The sequence below is a fragment of the Streptomyces rubradiris genome (genome assembly GCF_016860525.1).
Classification (GTDB): domain Bacteria; phylum Actinomycetota; class Actinomycetes; order Streptomycetales; family Streptomycetaceae; genus Streptomyces; species Streptomyces rubradiris.
Window position 1 is genome coordinate 539,224 of sequence record NZ_BNEA01000015.1, and the last position, 19,617, is coordinate 558,840.

Annotated in this window: 1 protein-coding gene; it reads right to left on the reverse strand. The window is 76.3% G+C overall.

The window, feature by feature from the left end; all coding sequences use genetic code 11:
* Nucleotides 1-2 precede the first annotated feature (2 nt).
* Nucleotides 3-19,511: a non-ribosomal peptide synthase/polyketide synthase gene (locus Srubr_RS40750; RefSeq protein WP_229926380.1), complete on the reverse strand. Its 19,509-nt coding sequence runs from the start codon at nt 19,509-19,511 to the stop codon at nt 3-5.
* Nucleotides 19,512-19,617 lie beyond the last annotated feature (106 nt).

Here is a 19,617-nt window from a genome sequence, read left to right on the forward strand (position 1 = left end):
CCTCACCGTTCGTCGTGGTCGGGGCCGCCGTACGCGGCGTCTTCATCGTCGGGTCCGCCGTGGGCGGGGTCCGGTCCGTCACCGCCGTACGCGGCCGCTTCCAGTTCGCTCAGCACCTGTTCCTCCACGAGTTCCGCCAGGGCGGCCACCGTGCGGGAGACCAGGACGTCGCGGGGGGTGAGCGTGACGCCGAACGCGTCGTTGGCGCGGGAGGCGATGAGCAGGGCGCGCAGGGAGTCACCGCCGAGCAGGAAGTAGTCGTCCTCCGCGCCCACGGCCGTCTGGAGTGCCTCCTCCCAGAGGGCGGCCAGCGCCTCCTCGGTGGGCGTGCGGGGCGCCACGTACTCCGGCCGCTCCCGCTCCTGCTCGGCCGGTGCCGGGGCGGGCAGCGCGGCCCGGTCGGTCTTGCCGTTCTCGGTGAGCGGGAAGCGGTCCAGCACCACGAACGCCGACGGCACCATGTACCCCGGCAGCGAGCGGGCGGCCAGCTCGCGCAGCGCGGCGGCGGTGGGCGGTTCGGCGCCGGGGGCGGTGAGCAGGTGGGCGACCAGCCGCGGCAGGCCCGGCTCGTCCTCGCGTACGGTCACCACGGCGTCCAGCACGCCCGGATGGCGTACGAGAACCGCCTCGACCTCGCCCGCCTCGATGCGGTGACCGCGCAGTTTCAGCTGGTGGTCGGTGCGGCCGAGGTAGTGCAGTTCGCCCGCGCCGTCCCGGCGCACCAGGTCGCCGGTGCGGTACATGCGGGTGCCGGGCGGCCCGAACGGGTCGGGCAGGAAGCGGGCGGCGGTCAGTCCGGGGCGGCCGAGGTAGCCGCGCGCCAACGACGGTCCGCTCAGCCACAGTTCGCCGGGTACGCCGTCGGGGACCGGCCGCAGCCGGACGTCGAGGACGTAGGCGCCGGTGGCGGGCAGCGGGCGGCCGATGGGCGGCGCGCCGCCGTCCGGCTCCAGCGGGGCGGACCAGGTGGCGACGACGGTGGCCTCGGTGGGGCCGTAGGAGTTGACCATGCGGTGGTGCGGGGCCCAGCGGGCGACGAGCTCCGCGCCGCACGCGTCGGCGCCGACGATCAGGGTCTTCAGATCCGGCAGGGTGCCGGGGGTGTCGGCGGGCAGGGTGGCGAGCGCGGCCGGCGGCAGCAGGGTGTGCGTGACGCGTTCGGTGCGCAGTACGCCGGCGAGTTCGGCGCCGAGCAGCGGGCCGGGCCGGGGTACGACGAGCCGGGCGCCGTGCGGCAGGGACATGCACAGCTCCAGCACGGAGGCGTCGAAGCTGGGCGTGGCGAAGGCCAGCACCCGGTCTCCGGCGGCGACTTGGTAGTGGGCTGCCTCGGCCGCGCTGAACGCGGCGAGGCCCCGGTGGGTGACGACGACGCCCTTGGGGGTGCCGGTGGAGCCGGAGGTGTAGATGACGTAGGCCGGGTCGTCCGGGTCGAGCGGGCGCCTCCGGTCGGCGTCGGTGGGCCGGTGTCCGGGGGTGTCGTCCGGGGGTGCGGCGAGCAGGGCGGCGATCTCCTTGGCGTCCAGGGTGAGGGCGGGGGCGGCGTCGCGCAGCATCAGGGCGATCCGCTCCTCGGGGTAGGCGGGGTCCACCGGCAGGAACGCGGCGCCGGACTTGGCCACCGCGAGCTGGGCCAGCACCATCTCCGCCGAGCGGGGCAGCAGCAGCGCGACGAGGTCACCGGGTCCGGCGCCGCGGGCGATGAGCCGGTGCGCCATCCGGTTGGCCCGGGCCTCGGCCTCGGCGAAGGTGAGGAGCGTGCCGGGGGCGTCGAGCGCGGGTGCGGTGGGCCACCGGTCGACGGCGGCCTCCACGAGCGCGGGCAGGGTGGCGGCGGGCACCGGGGCGAGCGCGGGCCGGGACGGGCCGTGCAGCAGCCGTTCGCGGTGCGCGGGCGGGAGCACGTCGAGGTCGTCGAGGCGGGCGGTGTCGTCCGGCGCGGCCAGCGCGTGCAGGGTGTGCAGCAGCTGTCCGGCCATCGAGTCGGCGGTGGACTTCTCGAAGTACCGCGGGTCGTAGCCGAGTTCGACGGTGAGCCGGTCGCCGGGCGAGACGACCACGGTGAGCGGGTAGTTGGTGGCCTCCCGGGCGTCCAGGTCGCGCAGCGCCAGCCCGTGCGTGCCCGCGGTCGTGTCCCCGACCGGATAGTTCTCGAACACCACAAGGCTGTCGAACAGAGCTGTTCCCGGCGGGAGTTGGGTGTAGGAGTGCAGTTCGCTCAGGGGCAGGTGGTCGTGGCGGCGGTCCTCGGCCCGTGCCTCCTGGAGGGCGCGCAGCCAGGTGTCGCCGCGGGCGGCGCCGTCGACCTCGGTGCGGGCGGGCAGCGTGGTGATGAACAGGCCGGTGATGGTGTCGGCGCCGGGCAGTCCGGCGGGCCGCCCGGAGACGGTGGTGCCGAAGCAGACCTCCCGCCGGCCGCTCCACCTCGACAGCAGCAGCGCCCAGGCGCCCTGTACCAGGGTGTTGAGGGTGAGGCGGTGGCGGCGGGCGAACTCCTGAAGGCTCCGCGTCCGCCCGGTGTCGAGCCGCCGGGACAGCCAGGTGCCGGAGCGGGGGGTGGCGCCGGGGGCGGGCCGCCGGTCGTACGGCAGCGGGGTGGGGGCGCCGAGTCCGGCCAGGGTGTGGCGCCAGTGTTCCTCGGCGGCGGCGGTGTCGCGGGCGGCGAGCCAGGCGGCGTAGTCCGCGAACGGCCGGCGCTCTGGCAGCTCGGGCAGCTCGCCCCGGGTCAGGGCGGCGTGCGCGGCCATGACGTCGGACAGGACGTGGAAGACGCTCCAGCCGTCCAGCAGGACGTGGTGGAAGGTCCACACCACCCGGACCGCGTCCGGGCCGAGCCGGACCAGGGCGAGCCGCAGCAGCGGGGCCCGGTCCAGGGCGAGGCCCCGGGCCCGCTCCTCGGCGAGCAGCCGCTCCAGCTCCGCCGTGTGCCGTTCGGCCGGCAGCGCGCTCCAGTCGTGCTCGGTGACCGGCAGGGTCACGTTCCGGTGGACGACCTGGAGGGGCACCGGTACGCCGTGCAGGGCGACGGAGGTGCGCAGCACGGGGGTGCGGTCGACCACGTGCCGCCAGGCCGCGGCCAGCGTCGCGGGGTCGTGCGCGCCGTCGGCCACGAAGGTGATCTGCTCGACGTAGAGGCCGTGTTCGGCCTCGTCCAGGCCGTGCATCACCATGCCGGCCTGGGTGGGGGTGAGCGGGTAGACGTCCGTGACGCCGGCTCCGTCGCCGACGAGCCGGTCCACTGCCGCCTGGTCCAGCGGGGCGAGCGGGAAGTCGGAGGGGGTGCGGCCACCCGCGCCGGGTTCGGCACAGTGCCGGATGATCGCGCGCAGTTCCGCCGCCAGCTCGGCCGCCAGCCGGGCCACGGTCTCCCGCCGGTGCCGCCCGCGCGAGTACGCCCAGGTGAACTCCAGCCGGTCGTCGGTGACTTGGCCGAGGATGTCGAGGAGGTGCGGCCGGTTCGCGGAGCGGTCCATGCCGCCGGTGAGGCCGCCGTGAGGCGCGTGCAGCAGGCCGCCGGGGGCGGGGGCCGTGTCCGGCCGGCCCAGGTAGTTGAAGCAGACCGGCGGCAGGGCGGGCAGGTCGCGGCCGGCGGTGGGACGCAGGTGGCGCAGCGCGCCGTAGCCGAGTCCGCCGTGCGGTACGGCCCGCAGGTTCTCCTTGACGGACTTCAGCGCGGTGCCGGGGCCGGCGTCCCGGGGCACGTCCAGGGCGACCGGGTACATCGCGGTGAACCAGCCGGCGGTGCGGGCCAGGTCGGTGTCCTCGAACAGCTCCTCGCGGCCGTGGCCCTCCAGGGTCACCGCCACCCGGTCCCGGCCGGTCCACCGGGCCAGGACCCGGCCCAGCGCGGTGAGCAGCACGTCGTTGACGCGGGTGCGGTACGCCTCGGGCACGTCCTGGAGCAGCCGGCGGGTCTCCTCCGCGTCGAGCCCGGCGGTCACGCTGTCCTCGTCGGCGACGGTGTTCGGGCCGCCGGGGTTGTCGACGGGCAGCGTGGTGCCGGTGTCCGTCCCCTGCCAGTACGGGAGTTCGCCGTCGAAGCCGCCCGCCTCGGTGTGTGCGGCGAGCCGTCGCGCCCAGTCCCGGAACGCGGTGCTCTTCGGGGCGAGGGCGGGCCGTCCGCCGTCCCGCAGCGCGCGGTAGGCGGTGTCCAGGTCCTCCAGGACCAGCCGCCAGGAGACGGCGTCCACGACCAGGTGGTGGGCGGCCAGCAGCAGCACCGGCCGGGCGCCGTCAGCGGGGCGTGCTCCGTCGGCCGGGTGTGCCCCATTGACCGCGCGTGTTCCGTCGGCCGGGCGGCACAGCGCGGCCCGCAGCAGCGGTCCGCCTTCCAGGTCGAACCCGGCACCGAGGGCCTCGGCCACCGCCGCCGGGTCCGCCCCGTGGTGCACCTCCAGGTACGGGTCACGGTCGCCGGGCGGCGTGCCGTACTGCCGCCAACTCCCGTCCGCCTGACGTTCGTAGCGCATCCGCAGCGCGTCGTGGTGCTCCAGTACGACGGCCAGGGCGGCCCGCAGCAGCGTCTCGTCGGGGTCGGCCGCCAGCTCGTGGGCGACCGTCTGGCTGAAGTGGGCGGGGTCGCCGGTGAGGGTGGACAGCAGCCAGTGCTGTACGGGGGTGAGCGGGGTGTCGCCGGTCACCGGGCCCTGCTCGGCGACGACCGCGGAGACCGGCAACCGTTCGGCGGCGGCGGCCAATTCGGCGAGGGTCTGGTGGGTGAACAGGTGCCGTGGGGTCAGCGCGAGACCGGCCCGGCGGGCGGCGGAGACGATGCGGATGCCGAGGACGGAGTCGCCCCCGAGCGTGAAGTAGTTGTCGTCGGCGCCGACTTCGGGCACGCCCAGCACCTCGGTCCAGATCGCGGCGAGGGTCCGCTCGGCCTCGGTACGCGGCGGCCGTCCGGCCGTACCGGTGGCCGGCGCGGCCCACTCGGGCACGGGCAGCGCCCGCCGGTCGAGCTTGCCGGTGGCCCCCAGCGGCAGCCGCTCCAGCGGGACGACGAGCGCGGGGACAAGGTGGTCGGGCAGACTCCGGGCGAGGAAGGCACGCAGCTCGGCGGGGTCGGGAACCCCCGTACGGGCCCCCGGCAGGCCGACCGCGCCGGTCCCCTCGGAGCCGCCGGACATGGCCGACACCGGCGTACCGGGCTCCCCGGAACCGTCATAACCCGGCACGATGACGGCACCCGACGCCCCGGAACCGGCAGAACCCGGCACGGTGACCACACCCGCCACCCCCGAACCAGCCGAGCCCGGCCCAGTGACCGCACCCGACGCCCCGGAACCGGCAGAACCCGGCACGATGGCCGTATCCGGTGCCCCGGAAGGGGTCGTGCCCGGTGCCCCGACAGCGGCAGATCCCTGCACGGTCGCCGCCCCCGACGCCCCGGGGTCGTCCGCCGGGACCGGCTTGTGGGGCACCACATAGCCCACGAGGCGGCGGTGGCCGGCGTGTTCGATCACCCGGGCCGCCGCCGCGGCCACGGCCGGGTGGCGGGCCAGCGCGGCCTCGACCTCGCCGAGTTCGATGCGGAAGCCGCGCACCTTCACCTGGTCGTCGCCGCGGCCGAGGTAGACGAGGTCGCCGTCGGCGGTCCAGCGGACCAGGTCGCCGGTGCGGTACATGCGGCTGCCCGGCGGGCCGAACGGGTCGGGCAGGAAGCGGGCGGCGGTCAGGCCGGGGCGCCCGAGGTAGCCGCGGGCGACACCGGTCCCGGCGAGGAACAGCTCGCCGGGCACGCCGACGGGCACCGGGCGCATCCGTTCGTCCAGGACGTGGGCGCGGGCGCCGCCGAGCGGCCGGCCGATCGGCGGGTCCCGGTCCGGGTCGGCCGGGTCGCAGGTGAAGGCGGTGGCGTAGACGGTGGCCTCGGTGGGGCCGTAGATGTTGCGCACCTCGCTGCCGGGTATGGCGTCGCGGACCCGGCGTACGGTCCGGGCGGGCAGCCCCTCCCCCGCGAGGACGACGGTGTCGGCGGTGATCCGTACGGCGTCCTCGGCGAGCAGCCGGTCCAGGGCCGAGGGCACCGCGCTGAGCAGTCCGGCCCGCCAGGGCCCGGGGCGCTCGGCGAGGGCCAGCAGGTCGCGGACGATCTCCACGCAGCCGCCGGACAGCAGCGGCGCGAAGACCTCGAAGACCGACACGTCGAAGTTGAGCGAGGTGGAGGCCACCACGTGGTCCAGTCCCCGCCCGGCGAACTCGGCCGCCGCCCAGTCGGTGAGGGCGAGCACGGAGGCGTGGCTGACGACGACGCCCTTGGGGCGGCCGGTGGAGCCGGAGGTGTGGATGACGTAGGCCGGGTGGCCGGGCAGCAGGGCGGTGTGCCGCTCGTCGTCGCCCACCGGGGTGTCCGGCGCCCCGGTTTCCCCGTCGTCGAGCAGGATTCGGGTGAAGTCGCCCTCGGGGAGCCGGCCGGCGGTCTCGACGGCGGTGATCACGGCGTCGGGCCGTACGTCGTCGAAGAGGAACGCGACGCGCTCGGCCGGGTACCGGGGGTCGACGGGCAGATAGCCGGCGCCGCTCTTGAGCACCGCGAGGAGCGCGGTGACCAGGTCGGCGGTGCGGGGCAGGCAGAGGGCGACGAACCGTTCGGGTCCGGCGCCGGCGGCGATGAGCCGCCGGGCGAGCCGGCTGGAGCGGGCGTCGAGTTCCCGGTAGGTGAGCACGTGGTCGCCGTGCCGGACGGCCGGGGCGCCGGGGGTGCGCTCGGCCTGCCGGCGGAACGCGTCGGGCAGGGTGCCCCGGGGTGCCTCGGCCGTCCGTCCGCCGAACCGGGCCACCAGCGCGCGGCCCTCGGCCGGGTCCAGCAGCGGCAGGTCGGCCAGGCGGCGGTCGAGGCCGGTGGCCATGCCGGTGAGCAGGGTGCGCAGGCTCTCGCCGAGCGCGGTGACCGTGGTGGTGTCGAAGGCGGCCGGGTCGTGGTCCAGGTGCACGGTGAGCGTGTCGCCGGGCGCGACGACCACGCTGAGCGGGTAGTTGGTCGGCTCCAGGTCCCGTTCCGGTTCCATGGTGAGGCCGTGCCGGGCCGGCGCGTCCGGGTCGAAGGGGTAGTTCTCGAAGACCACGAGGGATTCGAAAAGGTTTGTGCCGCCCGGGAGTTCGCTCCAGGACTGGATCTGGGCCAGCGAGACGAAGCCGTGGCGGCGGGCCTCGGACTGGGCGGTCTGGATCTCGCGCAGCCACTCGGGCAGCGGGCGGGAGCCGTCGACGCGGACCCGGGTGGGCAGGGTGTTGATGAACAGGCCCACCATCGAGGTGACGCCGGGCAGTTCGGCGGGCCGTCCGGAGACGGTGGTGCCGAACACCACGTCGGTGCCGCCGCCGTAGCGGGACAGCAGCAGCGCCCAGGCGCCCTGGAGCACGGTGTTGAGGGTGAGCCCGTGGCGCTGGGCGGTCTCCCGCAGCCGGGCGGAGAGGTCCGGGCCGAGGGTCATGCGCACGGTTTTGCAGGAGGAGGTGCGGTGTGCCTCGGCGGGCCGCCGGTCGCGGGGCAGTTCGGTGGGGGCCTGGAAGCCCGCGAGGGTGGTGCGCCAGTACCGCTCGGCCTGGCCGGTGTCGCGCCCGGCGAGCCAGCGCAGGTAGTCGGCGAAGGGCTTGCGCTCGGGGGTGTGCGGGCGGCGCCCGGAGGTCAGGGCGGCGTACCGCTCGCACACCTCCTCGAAGACCTGGGCGGCGCTCCAGCCGTCGAGCAGGACGTGGTGGAAGGTCCACACCATGCGGACCCGGTCGGGGGCCAACCGGATCAGGGTCAGCCGCATGAGGGGCGCGGCGGCGAGGTCGATCCCCCGCTCGCGGTCCTCGGCGAGCAGCCGGTCGAGTTCGGGTGCGCGGCGCTCGTCGGGCCACGCGGACCAGTCGTGGTGGGTGACGGGCACGGTGGCCCGGTGCCGTACGACCTGGAGCGGTTCGGGGGTGTCCTGCCAGACCAGGCCGGTGCGCAGCACGGGGTTGGCGTCGGCGGTGTGCTGCCAGGCTTCGGCCAGCGCGTGCGGGTCGGTGACGCCGGCCAGCACGAGCTGCACCTGGTTGACGTAGGTGCGGCCGGCGGGGTCGAGCAGGCTGTGGAAGAGCATGCCCTCCTGCATCGGCGTGAGCGGGTAGATGTCCTGCACGTCCCGGCCGTCGCCGGCGACGCGGTCCACGGCGGTCTGGTCGAGCCGGGCCAGCGGGAAGTCCGACGGGGTGCGGCCGCCCGCGTCGGGGCGGGCGCAGTGGGCGACGATGCCGCCGAGCGCGTCCAGCATGCCCTCGGCGAGGGCGGTGACGGTCTCCTCGCGGTGGCGTCCGCCGCTGTAGTGCCAGGTGATCTCCAGCCGGTCGTCCTCGACGCGGGCCACGACGTCCAGCAGGTGCGGCCGCTCGGTGTCCGGTGCCTCCGCGCCGCCCAGGCCGCCGGGCACCGCCCGGACCAGGGCGGCGTCGTCGGCGGACCAGTCGAAGCGGCCCAGGTAGTTGAAGCTGATGCCGGGTTCGGGGGCGGCGGTGAGCCGTGGGTCGCGGGCGAGGTGGCGCAGCACGCCGTAGCCGAGTCCCCGGTCGGGTACGGCCCGCAGTTGTTCCTTCACGGACTTCAGGGCGGCGCCCCAGTCCCCCGCCGCCGGGACGGTCAGGGCGACCGGGTGGAGCGCGGTGAACCAGCCGACGGTGCGGGACAGGTCGACGTCCTCGGCCCACTGGTCCTCGCGGCCGTGTCCCTCCAGGCCGACGGCGACGGTGGCGCGTCCGGTCCAGTCGGCGAGGACCCGGCCGAGCGCGGTGAGCAGGACGTCGTCCACGCGGGTGCGGTAGACGCCGGGCACCCGGCGCAGCAGGGCGTCGGTGCGCTCGCGGTCGAGCCGTACGGTCACCTCGCGGATGTCGGCCATGGTGTTGCCGCCGTCGGAGTCCACGGGCAGCGGATCGGCGCACGCGCGGGCGGTCCGCTCCCAGTGGGGCAGCTGGCCGGTGAGGTCCCTCTCGCGCAGCCGGCGGACCCACTCGGCCGCGGACGTGGTGCGGGCGGGCAGCCGTACGGGCTCGCCGGCGGTGGCCTGCCGGTAGGCGGTCTCCAGGTCCTCCAGCAGGATGCGCCAGGAGACGCCGTCGACCACCAGGTGGTGGGCGACGAGCAGCAGCCGGGCGGGCCCGGCGCCGTCGGCGGTGAACAGGCGGGCGACGAACAACGGGCCCGTTTCCAGGACGAGTTGCGCGTGGGTCGCGGCCGTGACGCCTTCTTCGTCCCGCCGGTCGTGGACTTCCAGGAGTTCTGGGGCGGGGCCGTCGTGGGCGGCGATGTCCTGGTGCCAGGCGCCGTCGAGACCGTGGCGGAACCGGGCGCGCAGGGCGTCGTGGTGGGTCCACAGCGCGGTGAGGGCGCGCCGCAGGGCGTCCTCGTCCACCGGGCCGGGCGTCTCGGCCACGACGGACTGGTTGAAGAAGGCGGGGTGGGCGGGCCGGGCGTCCAGGAACCAGTGCTGGATCGGGGTGAGACCGGCCGGTCCGGCGACCGGCGCGGTGCCGGTGACGGCGGGCGCGGCGCCGCCGCCCGCGGCGGCCAGTTCGGCCACCGTGGGGTGCCGGAACAGGTCGCGGGGGGTGAGGGTGAGTCCGGCGGCGCGGGCCCGGGAGACCACCTGGATGCTGAGGATGGAGTCGCCGCCCAGCATGAAGAAGTTGTCGTCCACGCCGACGCGTTCGACGCCGAGCAGTTCGGCCCAGATCGCGGCGAGGGTCCGTTCGGTGTCGGTGCGCGGGTCGCGGTGGGTCCGTTCGGCGCCCGCCGCCCAGTCGGGGGCGGGCAGCCGCCGCCGGTCGACCTTGCCGTTGGCCGTCAGCGGCAGCTCCGGCACGGTGACGAACGCGGCGGGCACCATGTAGTCGGGCAGTGCGGCCGCCAGGTGGGCGCGCAGCCCGGCGGCGGAGGGCACGTCGGCGCCTTCGGCCGGTACGAGGTGGGCGGCGAGCCGTTTGCGTCCGGCGTCCTCGTACAGGGAGACGACGGCCTCGGCGACGGCCGGGTGGGCGGTGAGGCGGGCCTCGATCTCGGCGGGTTCGACCCGGAAGCCGCGGATCTTGATCTGGTCGTCCGCGCGGCCGACGAAGTGCAGTTCGCCGTCGGCGCTCCAGCGCACGAGGTCGCCGGTGCGGTACATCCGGGTGCCGGGCGGGCCGTAGGGGTCGGCGACATAGCGGGCGGCGGTCGCGCCCGGCCGGCCCGCGTAGCCCCGGGCCAGCCCCGCGCCCGCGATGTACAACTCACCAGCAATGCCCGGAGGTTGGGGCTGGAGTGCGGCGTCCAGGACGTAGACGCGGGTGTTGTCCAGGGGACGGCCGATGGGCAGGACGGCGGGCAGCGGGTCGCCGGAGCGGAAGACGCGGCGGGTGGCGAAGGTGGTGGTCTCGGTGGGGCCGTAGCCGTCCACGACGGTCAGCCCGGGGCAGGCGTCGAGGACCCGGCGGACCACCGCGCCGGGCACGGCCTCACCGCCGGTCCACACCTCGCGGGCGCCACGCAGGCAGCCGGGGTCCTCCTGGGCGAGCAGCCGGAACAGGCCGGCGGTCAGCCACAGGCAGGTGACGCCCCGCTCGGTGACGGCGCGGCGGACCTGGGCGGCGTCGAGGCCGGCGGGCGGGGCGAGGACGGCCGTGCCGCCGCGCAGCAGCGGCACCCACACCTCGTAGGTGGCGGCGTCGAAGGCGTGCGGCGAGTGCACGAGGACCCGGTCGTGTCCGGCGAAGGCCCGGTCCAGGGCGAGCGCGACGACGTCCCGCTGGCGCACCGCGACCCCCTTGGGGGTGCCGGTGGAGCCCGAGGTGAACATCAGGTACTGGACGTTGTCGGGGTGGACGGTGTGCGGGTGCGCGGGCTCGGCCACGGGTGCCGCCGCGGCGGGTGCGCCGGATGTGTCGTCCACCCGCAGCACCCCGCCCGTGGGCAGCAGTTCGCGGGCCGTCCGTTCCCGGCCGGCGTCGGTGAGCAGCAGGTCGGCGCCCGCCTCGGCGAGCATCCGGCGCAGCCGTTCGGCCGGGGCCCTGCCGTCCAGCGGCACGTACACGCCGCCGGTGCGTACGAGGGCCAGCTGGGCGACGATCAGCCCGGCGGAGCGGTCCATGAGCACGCCGACCGGGCGTTCCGGCCGTACCCCGAGCCCGGCCAGGCGGGCCGCCAACTCACCTGCCTGCTGGTCTAGTTCGCGGTAGGTGAGGCGGGTGTCCCCGGCGTCCAGGGCCACGGCGCCGGGGGTGCGGCGCACCTGTGCGGCGAAGAGGGCGGCGACGGTGGTGTCGGGCAGGTCGGTGGCGGTGTCGTTCCAGGCGCGCAGCACCTGCGCGCGGCGGTCCGGGGCGAGCAGCGGCAGCCGGGCGGGCGGGCGGTGGGCGCCGGCGGGCAGGTGGGTGAGCAGGACGGTCAGGTACTCGGCCATGCGCTCGGCCGTCGCGGCGTCGAACAGCCCGGGGTCGTAGCCGAGCCGCAGGGTCAGCTCTTGGCCCGGGTAGGCGGTCAGGCTCAGCGGGTAGTTGGTGGTCTCGACGCCTTCCAGGCCGCTGAGGCGCAGCCCGTGGGCGGCGGCGAGGTCGTCGTCGACCGGGTAGTTCTCGAAGACCACGATGCTGTCGAACAGCCCGGCCCGTTCGGGGAGTTGGGTGAACGCCTTCAGCCGGGTGAGCGGCAGGTGGTCGAAGCGGCGGTCCTCGCTCTGGTCGTGCTGGAGGGCGCGCAGCCAGTCGAGCAGGGTGCCGTGGCCGGGGACGGTGACCCGGGTGGGCAGGGTGGTGATGAACAGGCCGGTCATGGTGTCGGCGCCGGGCAGCTCGGGCGGCCGTCCGGCGACGGTGGTGCCGAACACCACCTCGTCGCGGCCCGCCTGCCGGGCCAGCAGCAGCGCCCAGACGCCCTGGACCAGGGTGTTCAGGGTGAGGCCGGAGGTCCGGGCCAGCTCCTGGAGCGTCCGGGTGGCGGACGGGGGCAGGGTGCGGCGCACGGCGTGGGTGGACTCGGCGCGGTGGGCCTCGCGCGGCTCGCGGTCGTAGGGCAGCGGGGTGGTCTCGGTCAGCCCGGACAGGCGGTGGCGCCAGTGCCGTTCGGCCGGGGCGGGGTCGCGTCGCCGCAGCCAGGCCACGTAGTCCCGGTGCGGCGGGCGGTGCGGGAGGGTGCCGGGGGCGGCCCCGGCGTGGTGGGCGAAGACGTCCGAGAGGACCTGGAACATGCTCCAGCCGTCCAGCAGCAGGTGGTGGAAGGTCCACACCACGCGCACGGCGGTCCCGGACAGGCGGATGAGGTACAGGCGTTGGAGCGGGGCCCGTCCGAGGTCGATGCCCTCGGCGCGGTCCCGGGCGAGCACGTCGTCCAGGCGGGCGCGGCGCTCGTCCTCGGTCAGGTCGCGCCAGTCCAGGTGGGTGACCGGCAGGTCCGCGTGGCGCGCCACCACCAGCAGCGGCTCGGGCACGTCCTGCCAGACGACCCGGGAGCGCAGCGTCTCGGTGCGGTCGGTCACGTGCTGCCAGGCGGCGGCGAGGGCGCCCGGGTCGGGCACGCCGTCCAGGACGAAGGTCAGCTGCTGGAGGTAGACACCGCGGTCGTCCTGGGACAGGCCGTGGAAGAGCATGCCCGCCTGGGTGGGGGTGAGCGGGTACACGTCCGCCACCGCCGCCGGGTCCGGGCCGGTGATCCGGTCGACGGCGGCCTGGTCGAGCCGGGCCAGCGGGAAGTCGGACGGGGTGCGGCCCGCCACCCCCGGGCGGGTGGCGTACCGGGCCAGGTCGGCGAGCGCGGCGGCGAACCGCCCGGCGAGGTCCGCGACCTCTTCCCCGCGTTGCGGCCCGTCGGCGTAGAACCAGGTGAACTCCAGGGCGCCGTCGACTAGTTGCCCGACGACCTCCAGGGCGTGCGGGCGGTCGGCGGCCGGGTCGGCGTCCAGCTCCAGCGGGCGTACGGTGCCCCGGTAGAGGCCGTCGGGGTCCTGCGGCAGCTCCATCCGCCCCAGGTAGTTGAAGCTGACTTGCGCGCCGGGGGCGGGCGGCGCCGCCCCGGGACCGGCGAGCCGGCGCAACGCGTCGTATCCCAGGCCGTGCCGGGGTACGGCGCGCAGCTGCTCCTTGACCCGCTTCAGCACGGTGTCCCAGCCGGCGTCCTCGGGGACGGCGAGCGCGACGGGGTACCGGGTGGTGAACCAGCCGACCGTGCGGCTGATGTCCAGCTCGGGGAAGAGATCCTCGCGGCCGTGGCCCTCGACGTCGACCAGCACCCGGTCCTGGCCGCTCCAGCCGCACAGGGCCCGGCCGAGGGCGCCGAGCAGGACGTCGTTGGCCCGGGTGCGGTAGGTGTCGGGCAGGGTGCGCAGCAGCGCCGAGGTGACCTCGGGGCTCAACCGCACGGTGTGGGCGCGCTGTTGGGCGTACGTTCCGGCGGGCCCCGTCGGCAGCGCGGGGACGGCCTCGGGGAGGGCCCGCGCCCAGTACGCCCGTTCGTCGTCGAAGCCGCCGTCCGCCGCGTGGGCGGCGAGCCGGTGGGCCCACCGGCGCAGCGGCGAGGACTTGGCGGGCAGCGCGGCGGCGCCGTCGCGGCCGGTGCGGCGGGCCCGGTAGGCGCGGTCCAGGTCCTCCAGCAGCAGCCGCCAGGAGACGCCGTCGACCACCAGGTGGTGGACGGCGAGGTGCAGCACCGGGGTCCGGCCGGCTCCGGTGTCGTGCAGCACGGCCCGCAGCAGCGGCCCTCGGGCGAGGTCGAAGGGCCCGAAGTGCGGGGTGTCGGTCTCCGGTCCGGTGTGGCGGGCCAGGCGGAGGCGGGGCGCCCGTTCCGCCACCGCCCAGACGGGCCGGCCGTCCGTGCCGTCGGCGGTGAAGCGGGAGCGCAGGGCGTCATGGTGGGCGACCAGGTCGTTCAGCGCGTCCTCGAGCGCCGCCGGGTCCAGGTCGTCGGGCAGCCGGACGGACAGCGCCTGGGCGAAGTGGCCGGCGCGTGCGGCGGCGTCGAACAGCCAGTGCTGGATGGGGGTCAGGGGGGCGGTGCCGGTGGCCGCCTGGGGCGCGGGGGCGGCCTCGCGCGGGCCGCCGACCGCGTCCGCGCGGCGGGCCAGGGCGGCCACCGTCTGGTGCTGGTAGACGTCCCGGGAGGTCAGCGGCAGGCCCTCCTGCCGGGCGCGGGCCACCACCTGGATGCTGAGGATCGAGTCGCCGCCGAGTTCGAAGAAGTTGTCGTCGACGCCGATCCGCTCCACCCGCAGCACCTCGGCCCAGATCGCGGCGAGCGCGCGCTCGGTGGGCGTGCGGGGCGCGACATGCCGAACCGCGCGCACGGCGGGCCCGGGGTCGGGGAGCCGGCCGCGGTCGACCTTGCCGTTCGGGCTGAGCGGCAGCGCGTCCAGCACGACGACGGCCGACGGGACCATGTAGTCGGGCAGTGTGCGGCCCAGGTCCCGGCGCACGGCCTCGGGTTCGGTCCGCTGTCCGGCGGCCGGGACGACGTAGCCGACCAGGCGCCGGTGGCCGTCGCGGTCGGTGGCCGCCGTGGCCGCGGCCTCGGCCACGCCGGCGCAGCCGCGCAGCGCCTCCTCCACCTCGCCCAGCTCGATGCGGAAGCCGCGCACCTTGACCTGCTGGTCGGTCCGGCCGACGTACTCCAGCGTGCCGTCGGCGCGGCGGCGCACCAGGTCTCCCGTGCGGTACATGCGCTGCCCCGGCGCGCCGAACGGATCGGCGACGAACCGGGCGGCGGTCAGTCCGGGACGGTTCAGGTAACCGCGGGCCAGGCCGCCGCCCCCGAGGTACAACTCACCGGTGACACCGACGGGTTGCGGGCGCAGGGCGCCGTCCAGGACATAGGCCCGGGTGAGCGCCACCGGGGCGCCGATGGGCGGGGCCTGCTCGGGCGGCCGGTCCCCGGCGAACCAGGCGGTGGCGTACACGGTGGCCTCGGTGGGGCCGTAGACGTTGGCGACGCGGCAGCCGGGCAGGGCGGCGCGCAGCTCGTGCAGCGTCTGGGCGGGCAGGGCCTCGCCGGCGAGGACGACGGTGCCGGCGGTGATGGGTGCGGTGCCGCCCGCGATCAGCCGGGAGACGACGGACGGCACCCCGCTGAGCAGCCCGGCCCGCCGTGGTCCGGTGCCGTCGGCGAGAGCCGGCAGGTCGGCGACCACCTCGACGGTGCCGCCGGCCGTGAGCGGGCAGAGCAGTTCGAAGACGGAGACGTCGAAGTTGAGGGAGGTCGCGGCGATCACATGGTCCAGCCCCTCGGCGCCGAACCGCTCCCCCGCCCACCGGGCCAGCGCGGCGACCGTGCGGTGGGTGACCACCACTCCCTTGGGGCGGCCGGTGGAGCCGGAGGTGTAGATGACGTACGCGGGGTGGTCCGGCAGCAGCGGGCGGAGCCGGTCGGCGTCGGTGAGGTCCGTGTCGGGCCCCGCCGGGTCGGTGGCGTCCTCCAGGAACAGCGGGTCACAGTCCGGGGGCAGGGCGGCGGCGGTCTCCCGGGTGGCGACGACGAGCGCGGGCCGGGCGTCGGCGAGCATGAACCGGACCCGCCCGGCGGGATAACCGGGGTCGACGGGGAGGTAGGCGGCGCCCGAGGCGAGTACCGCCCACAGCACGGGCACGAGGTCGGCGGTGCGCGGCAGGCACAGCGCGACCAGGGCCTCCGGGCCCGCGCCGCGTGCGACGAGCAGCCGGGCCAGCCGATTGGCGCGCCGGGCCACCTCGGCGTACGCCAGCCGGTCCGGTCCGCAGATCACCGCCGTACGGCCGGGGGTGCGGGCCGCCTGCGCGTGGAGGAGTCCGGGCAGCGTGGCGGGCCCGGTCTCCCGGGGCTCGCGGGCGGGCGGGTTCCAGCTGTCCACCAGCGTGTGCCGCTCCGCGGCGGAGAGCATGGGCAGTTCGGCCAGGGTGCGGCCCGGGCCGTCCGCCATGCCCTCCAGCAGGCGGTGCAGATGGGCGGTCATCCGGGCCACGGTCGCCGCGTCGAACAGGTCCGTGTTGAACTCGGCGGTCAGGAGCGAGCCGCCGCCCGGGTCCGGGGTGAACTCCAGGACCAGGTCGAAGCGGGCGGCCGGGCGGGGCAGCGGGTGCTCGGCCAGGCGCAGTTCCCCGGCGAGCGGCGGAACGGGCAGCGGGCTCTGCTGTACGACGAGCGCCTGGACCAGCGGGGTGCGGCTGGGGTCGCGGGGCGGGGCGAGTTCCTCCACCACCCGGTCGAAGGGCACGCCGTCGTGGGCGAAGGCGTCCAGCACGGTCGTCCGCATGATCTCCACGAACCGGTCCACGGTGGCCCGCTCGTCCACCTCGCCGCGCAGCACCACCGTGTTGGCGAAGAACCCGGGCACGTCCTCCAGGTCCCGCCGGCCGCGCCCGGTGGTGACGGTGCCGAACGCGATGTCCCGCTGTCCGGAGTAGCGGGAGAACAGCAGCGCGGCGGCGCCCGCGAACAGGGTGAACAGCGTGGTGCCGCGCCCGGCGGCCAGGTGGCGCAGCCGGGTCACCAACTCGGCGGGCAGAGTGTGCCGGTGGGCCGCGCCGGCGGTGGTGCGCACGGCTGGACGCGGCCGGTCCGTGGGCAGCTCCAACTGCTGGAGTCCCGCCAAGTGCCGCTTCCAGTAGGCGAGATCGGCGGTGTCCGCGTCGCCGGTGCGCTGCCGGCGTTCCCACAGCGCGAAGTCCGGGTACTGCACGGCGGGTTCGGGCAGCCCGGCCGGCTCGCCGGTGGTCTCGGCGTGGTACAGGGCGGCGAGTTCGCGGGTGAGGATGCCGACCGACCAGCCGTCGGTGACGATGTGGTGCTGGGCCAGGAGGAGTACGTGCTCCTCGGCGCCCAACCGGACGAGCAGGGCCCGGGTGAGCGGGCCGGCCGCCAGGTCGAAGGGCCGCTCCAACTCCTCGGTGAGCAGCGCCTCGACGGCTTCCTCGGCGTCCGGAGCGCCGGAGAGGTCGGCCGTCCGCAGCGGCAGCTCCGGTTCCGGCGCCACCCGCTGGACGCCCTGGCCGTCGGCGGTGGCGAAGGTGGTGCGCAGGGAGGCGTGGCGGGCCGCGAGCCGGTGCAGGGAGCGGCGCAGCGCGTCCGCGTCCAGGGCGCCGCGCAGCCGCAGGGCCACGCCGGTGTTGTACTCGGTGCCGCCGCCGGAGAGGTCGTCCAGGTACCACAGCCGCCGCTGCGCGCTGGACAGCGGCAGGGCGCCCTCGGCCGGGGCCGGCGGGATCGGCTCCGATGCCGCGGCGGCCGACGGGTCGGCGAGCAGCGGGGCGAGGGCGGCGACGGTCCGCGCGGTGAACACGTCCCGCAGGGTCAGCCGTACCCCCAGCTCGTCCCGGACCCGGGCGAGCACCCGGGCGGCGAGGAGGGACTCGCCGCCGAGGTCGAAGAAGTCGTCGGTCACCCCGACCTCGTCGACACCCAGCACCTCGGCCCAGATCCCGGCGAGCACCCGCTCCCGCTCCGACCGGGGCGCCACCCGCCCGGCCGCGGCCGCACGTTCCGGCGCCGGTAACGCCCGCCGGTCGATCTTGTGCTGCGGGGTGAGCGGCATCCGCTCCAGCACCACGACGACGGCGGGCACCATGTGCGCGGGCAACAGACCGGCCACGGCGGCACGGAGAGAGCCGGGGTCCAGCGACTCGACGGGACTCAGCGGTTCGGCGAGGCGGTCCGGGGCGACGGGATTACGGGACTCGGCGGAGTCGGTCGGGGCGGCGGAGGCAGCCGGATGGGCGGAGTCGGACGGGGCGGCGGAGCCGGCCGGCTCGGCAAGGTCGGCCGACTCGGTGGCGTCGGCCGGGGCAGCGGTGTCGGCCTGCTCGGCGAGGTCGCGGGGCCCGGCGGAGCCGGTCAGGATGGCGAAGTTGGCCGGCTGGGCAGCGTCGGCCAGGGTGGCGGCATCACGCGGCTCAACAGAGTCGGCCCGGACGGCGGCATCACCCGGCTCGGCAGAGTCGGCCCGCCCAGCGGCGGTCAGGGCAACGGAGTCGGCTCGGACGGCGGCGTCGGCTCGGTCGGTGACACCACGCGGCTCGGCAGCGTCGGCCAGGCCAGCGGCGTCATCCGGCTCCATGGAGTCGGTCGGCTCGGCGGAGTCGGACGGCGCGGCCGAGTCGGCCCCTTCCGCGGTGTCGGACGACGCGCTGGGTGGCGGCTGTTGTGCCGGGGTGACGTAGGCGACGAGGCGCTGGTGGCCCGGGGTGTCCTCGCGGACCACGACCACCGCCTCGCCGACCGCCCCGCCGCCCGCGCGCCGCAGGGCCGCCTCGATCTCGCCGGGCTCGACGCGGAAGCCGCGGATCTTCACCTGCCGGTCCAGCCGGCCCAGGAACTCCAGTTCCCCGTCGGCGGTCCGGCGCGCCCGGTCCCCGGTGCGGTACAGCCGGGCGCCGGGCGCGCCGAAGGGGTCGGCGACGAAGCGGGCGGCGGTCAGGCCCGGCCGGCCCAGGTACCCCCGGGCCACCGCGTCGCCGCCGACGAACAGCTCCCCGTCCACGCCGGGCGGCACGGGCCGCATCGCGGCGTCCAGGACGTACACCCGCGTGTGCGGCAGGGCACCGCCGATCGTCGGGGTGCCCCGGCCGGCGGTGAGCGGCCCGGTCCAGGTGGCGACGATGGTGGCCTCGGTCGGACCATAGGAGTTGATCATGCGGCGGCCGGGCGCCCAGCGGTCCACGAGCCCCGCCGGGCAGGCCTCGGCGCCCACGATCAGCGTGCGCAGATGACGCGCGGTGCCCTGCGCGGGGTCGGGCAGGGTGGCCAGCGCGGCGGGCGGGATCAGGGCGTGGGTGATGCGGTACTCGTCCAGGACCGCCGCCAGTTCGTCGCCGAGCCACGGCCCGTGCGGCGGTACGACCAGCGTGGCGCCGCACAGGACGGACACGCACAGTTCCAGCACGGAGGCGTCGAAGCTCGGCGAGGAGAACTGGAGCACCCGGTCGCCGGGACCCACCGCGTACCGTTCGGCGGCGGCCGAGGTGAAGCCGCCCAGGCCGCGATGGGTGACCGTGACGCCCTTGGGGGTGCCGGTGGAGCCGGAGGTGTAGATGACGTACGCCGCGTGGTCGGCGCCGGCCCACCGGTCGGCGCGGGCCCGCCGGTCGGTGCCGTCCTCGGCGGCCGGCGGCTCGCCCGTCTCCAGCAGTTCGCGGACCCGGCGCGGATCGTCGAGGGTGACGGCGGGCCCGGCGTCGGCGAGCATCAGGGCCCGGCGCTCGGCGGGGTAGGCCGGGTCCACGGGCAGGAAGGCGGCGCCCGCCCGCGCGACGGCCAGCTCGGCCGCGATCAGCTCCATGGAGCGCGGCAGGACCAGGGCCACCACCCGGTCCGGTCCGGCCCCCCGCCGTACCAGGTGTGCTGCCAACCGCTCGGCACGGGCGGCGAGTTCGCGGTAGGTCCAGGTCCGCTGTCCGTCGGTGAGGGCCGGTGCGTCCGGGGTGCGGGCCACCCAGGCGGTGAACAGCTCGCCGAGCGTCGGATACGCCGGTGCGGCACCGCTTTCCGGCAGGCCGGCGGCGGGGCCGGCCTGCGGCAGGGAGGACGCCGGAGCGGGCTTGTCGTGCAGGTCCGTCATGGGTGAAGTCCTTTGGAGAGCGGGGCGATACGGCGCGGGGCGACCCCGGTGGGCCCCGGGGCGGGGAAACGGCGGGTCACCGGAGGTGCGTGACGGAGCGGGCTGT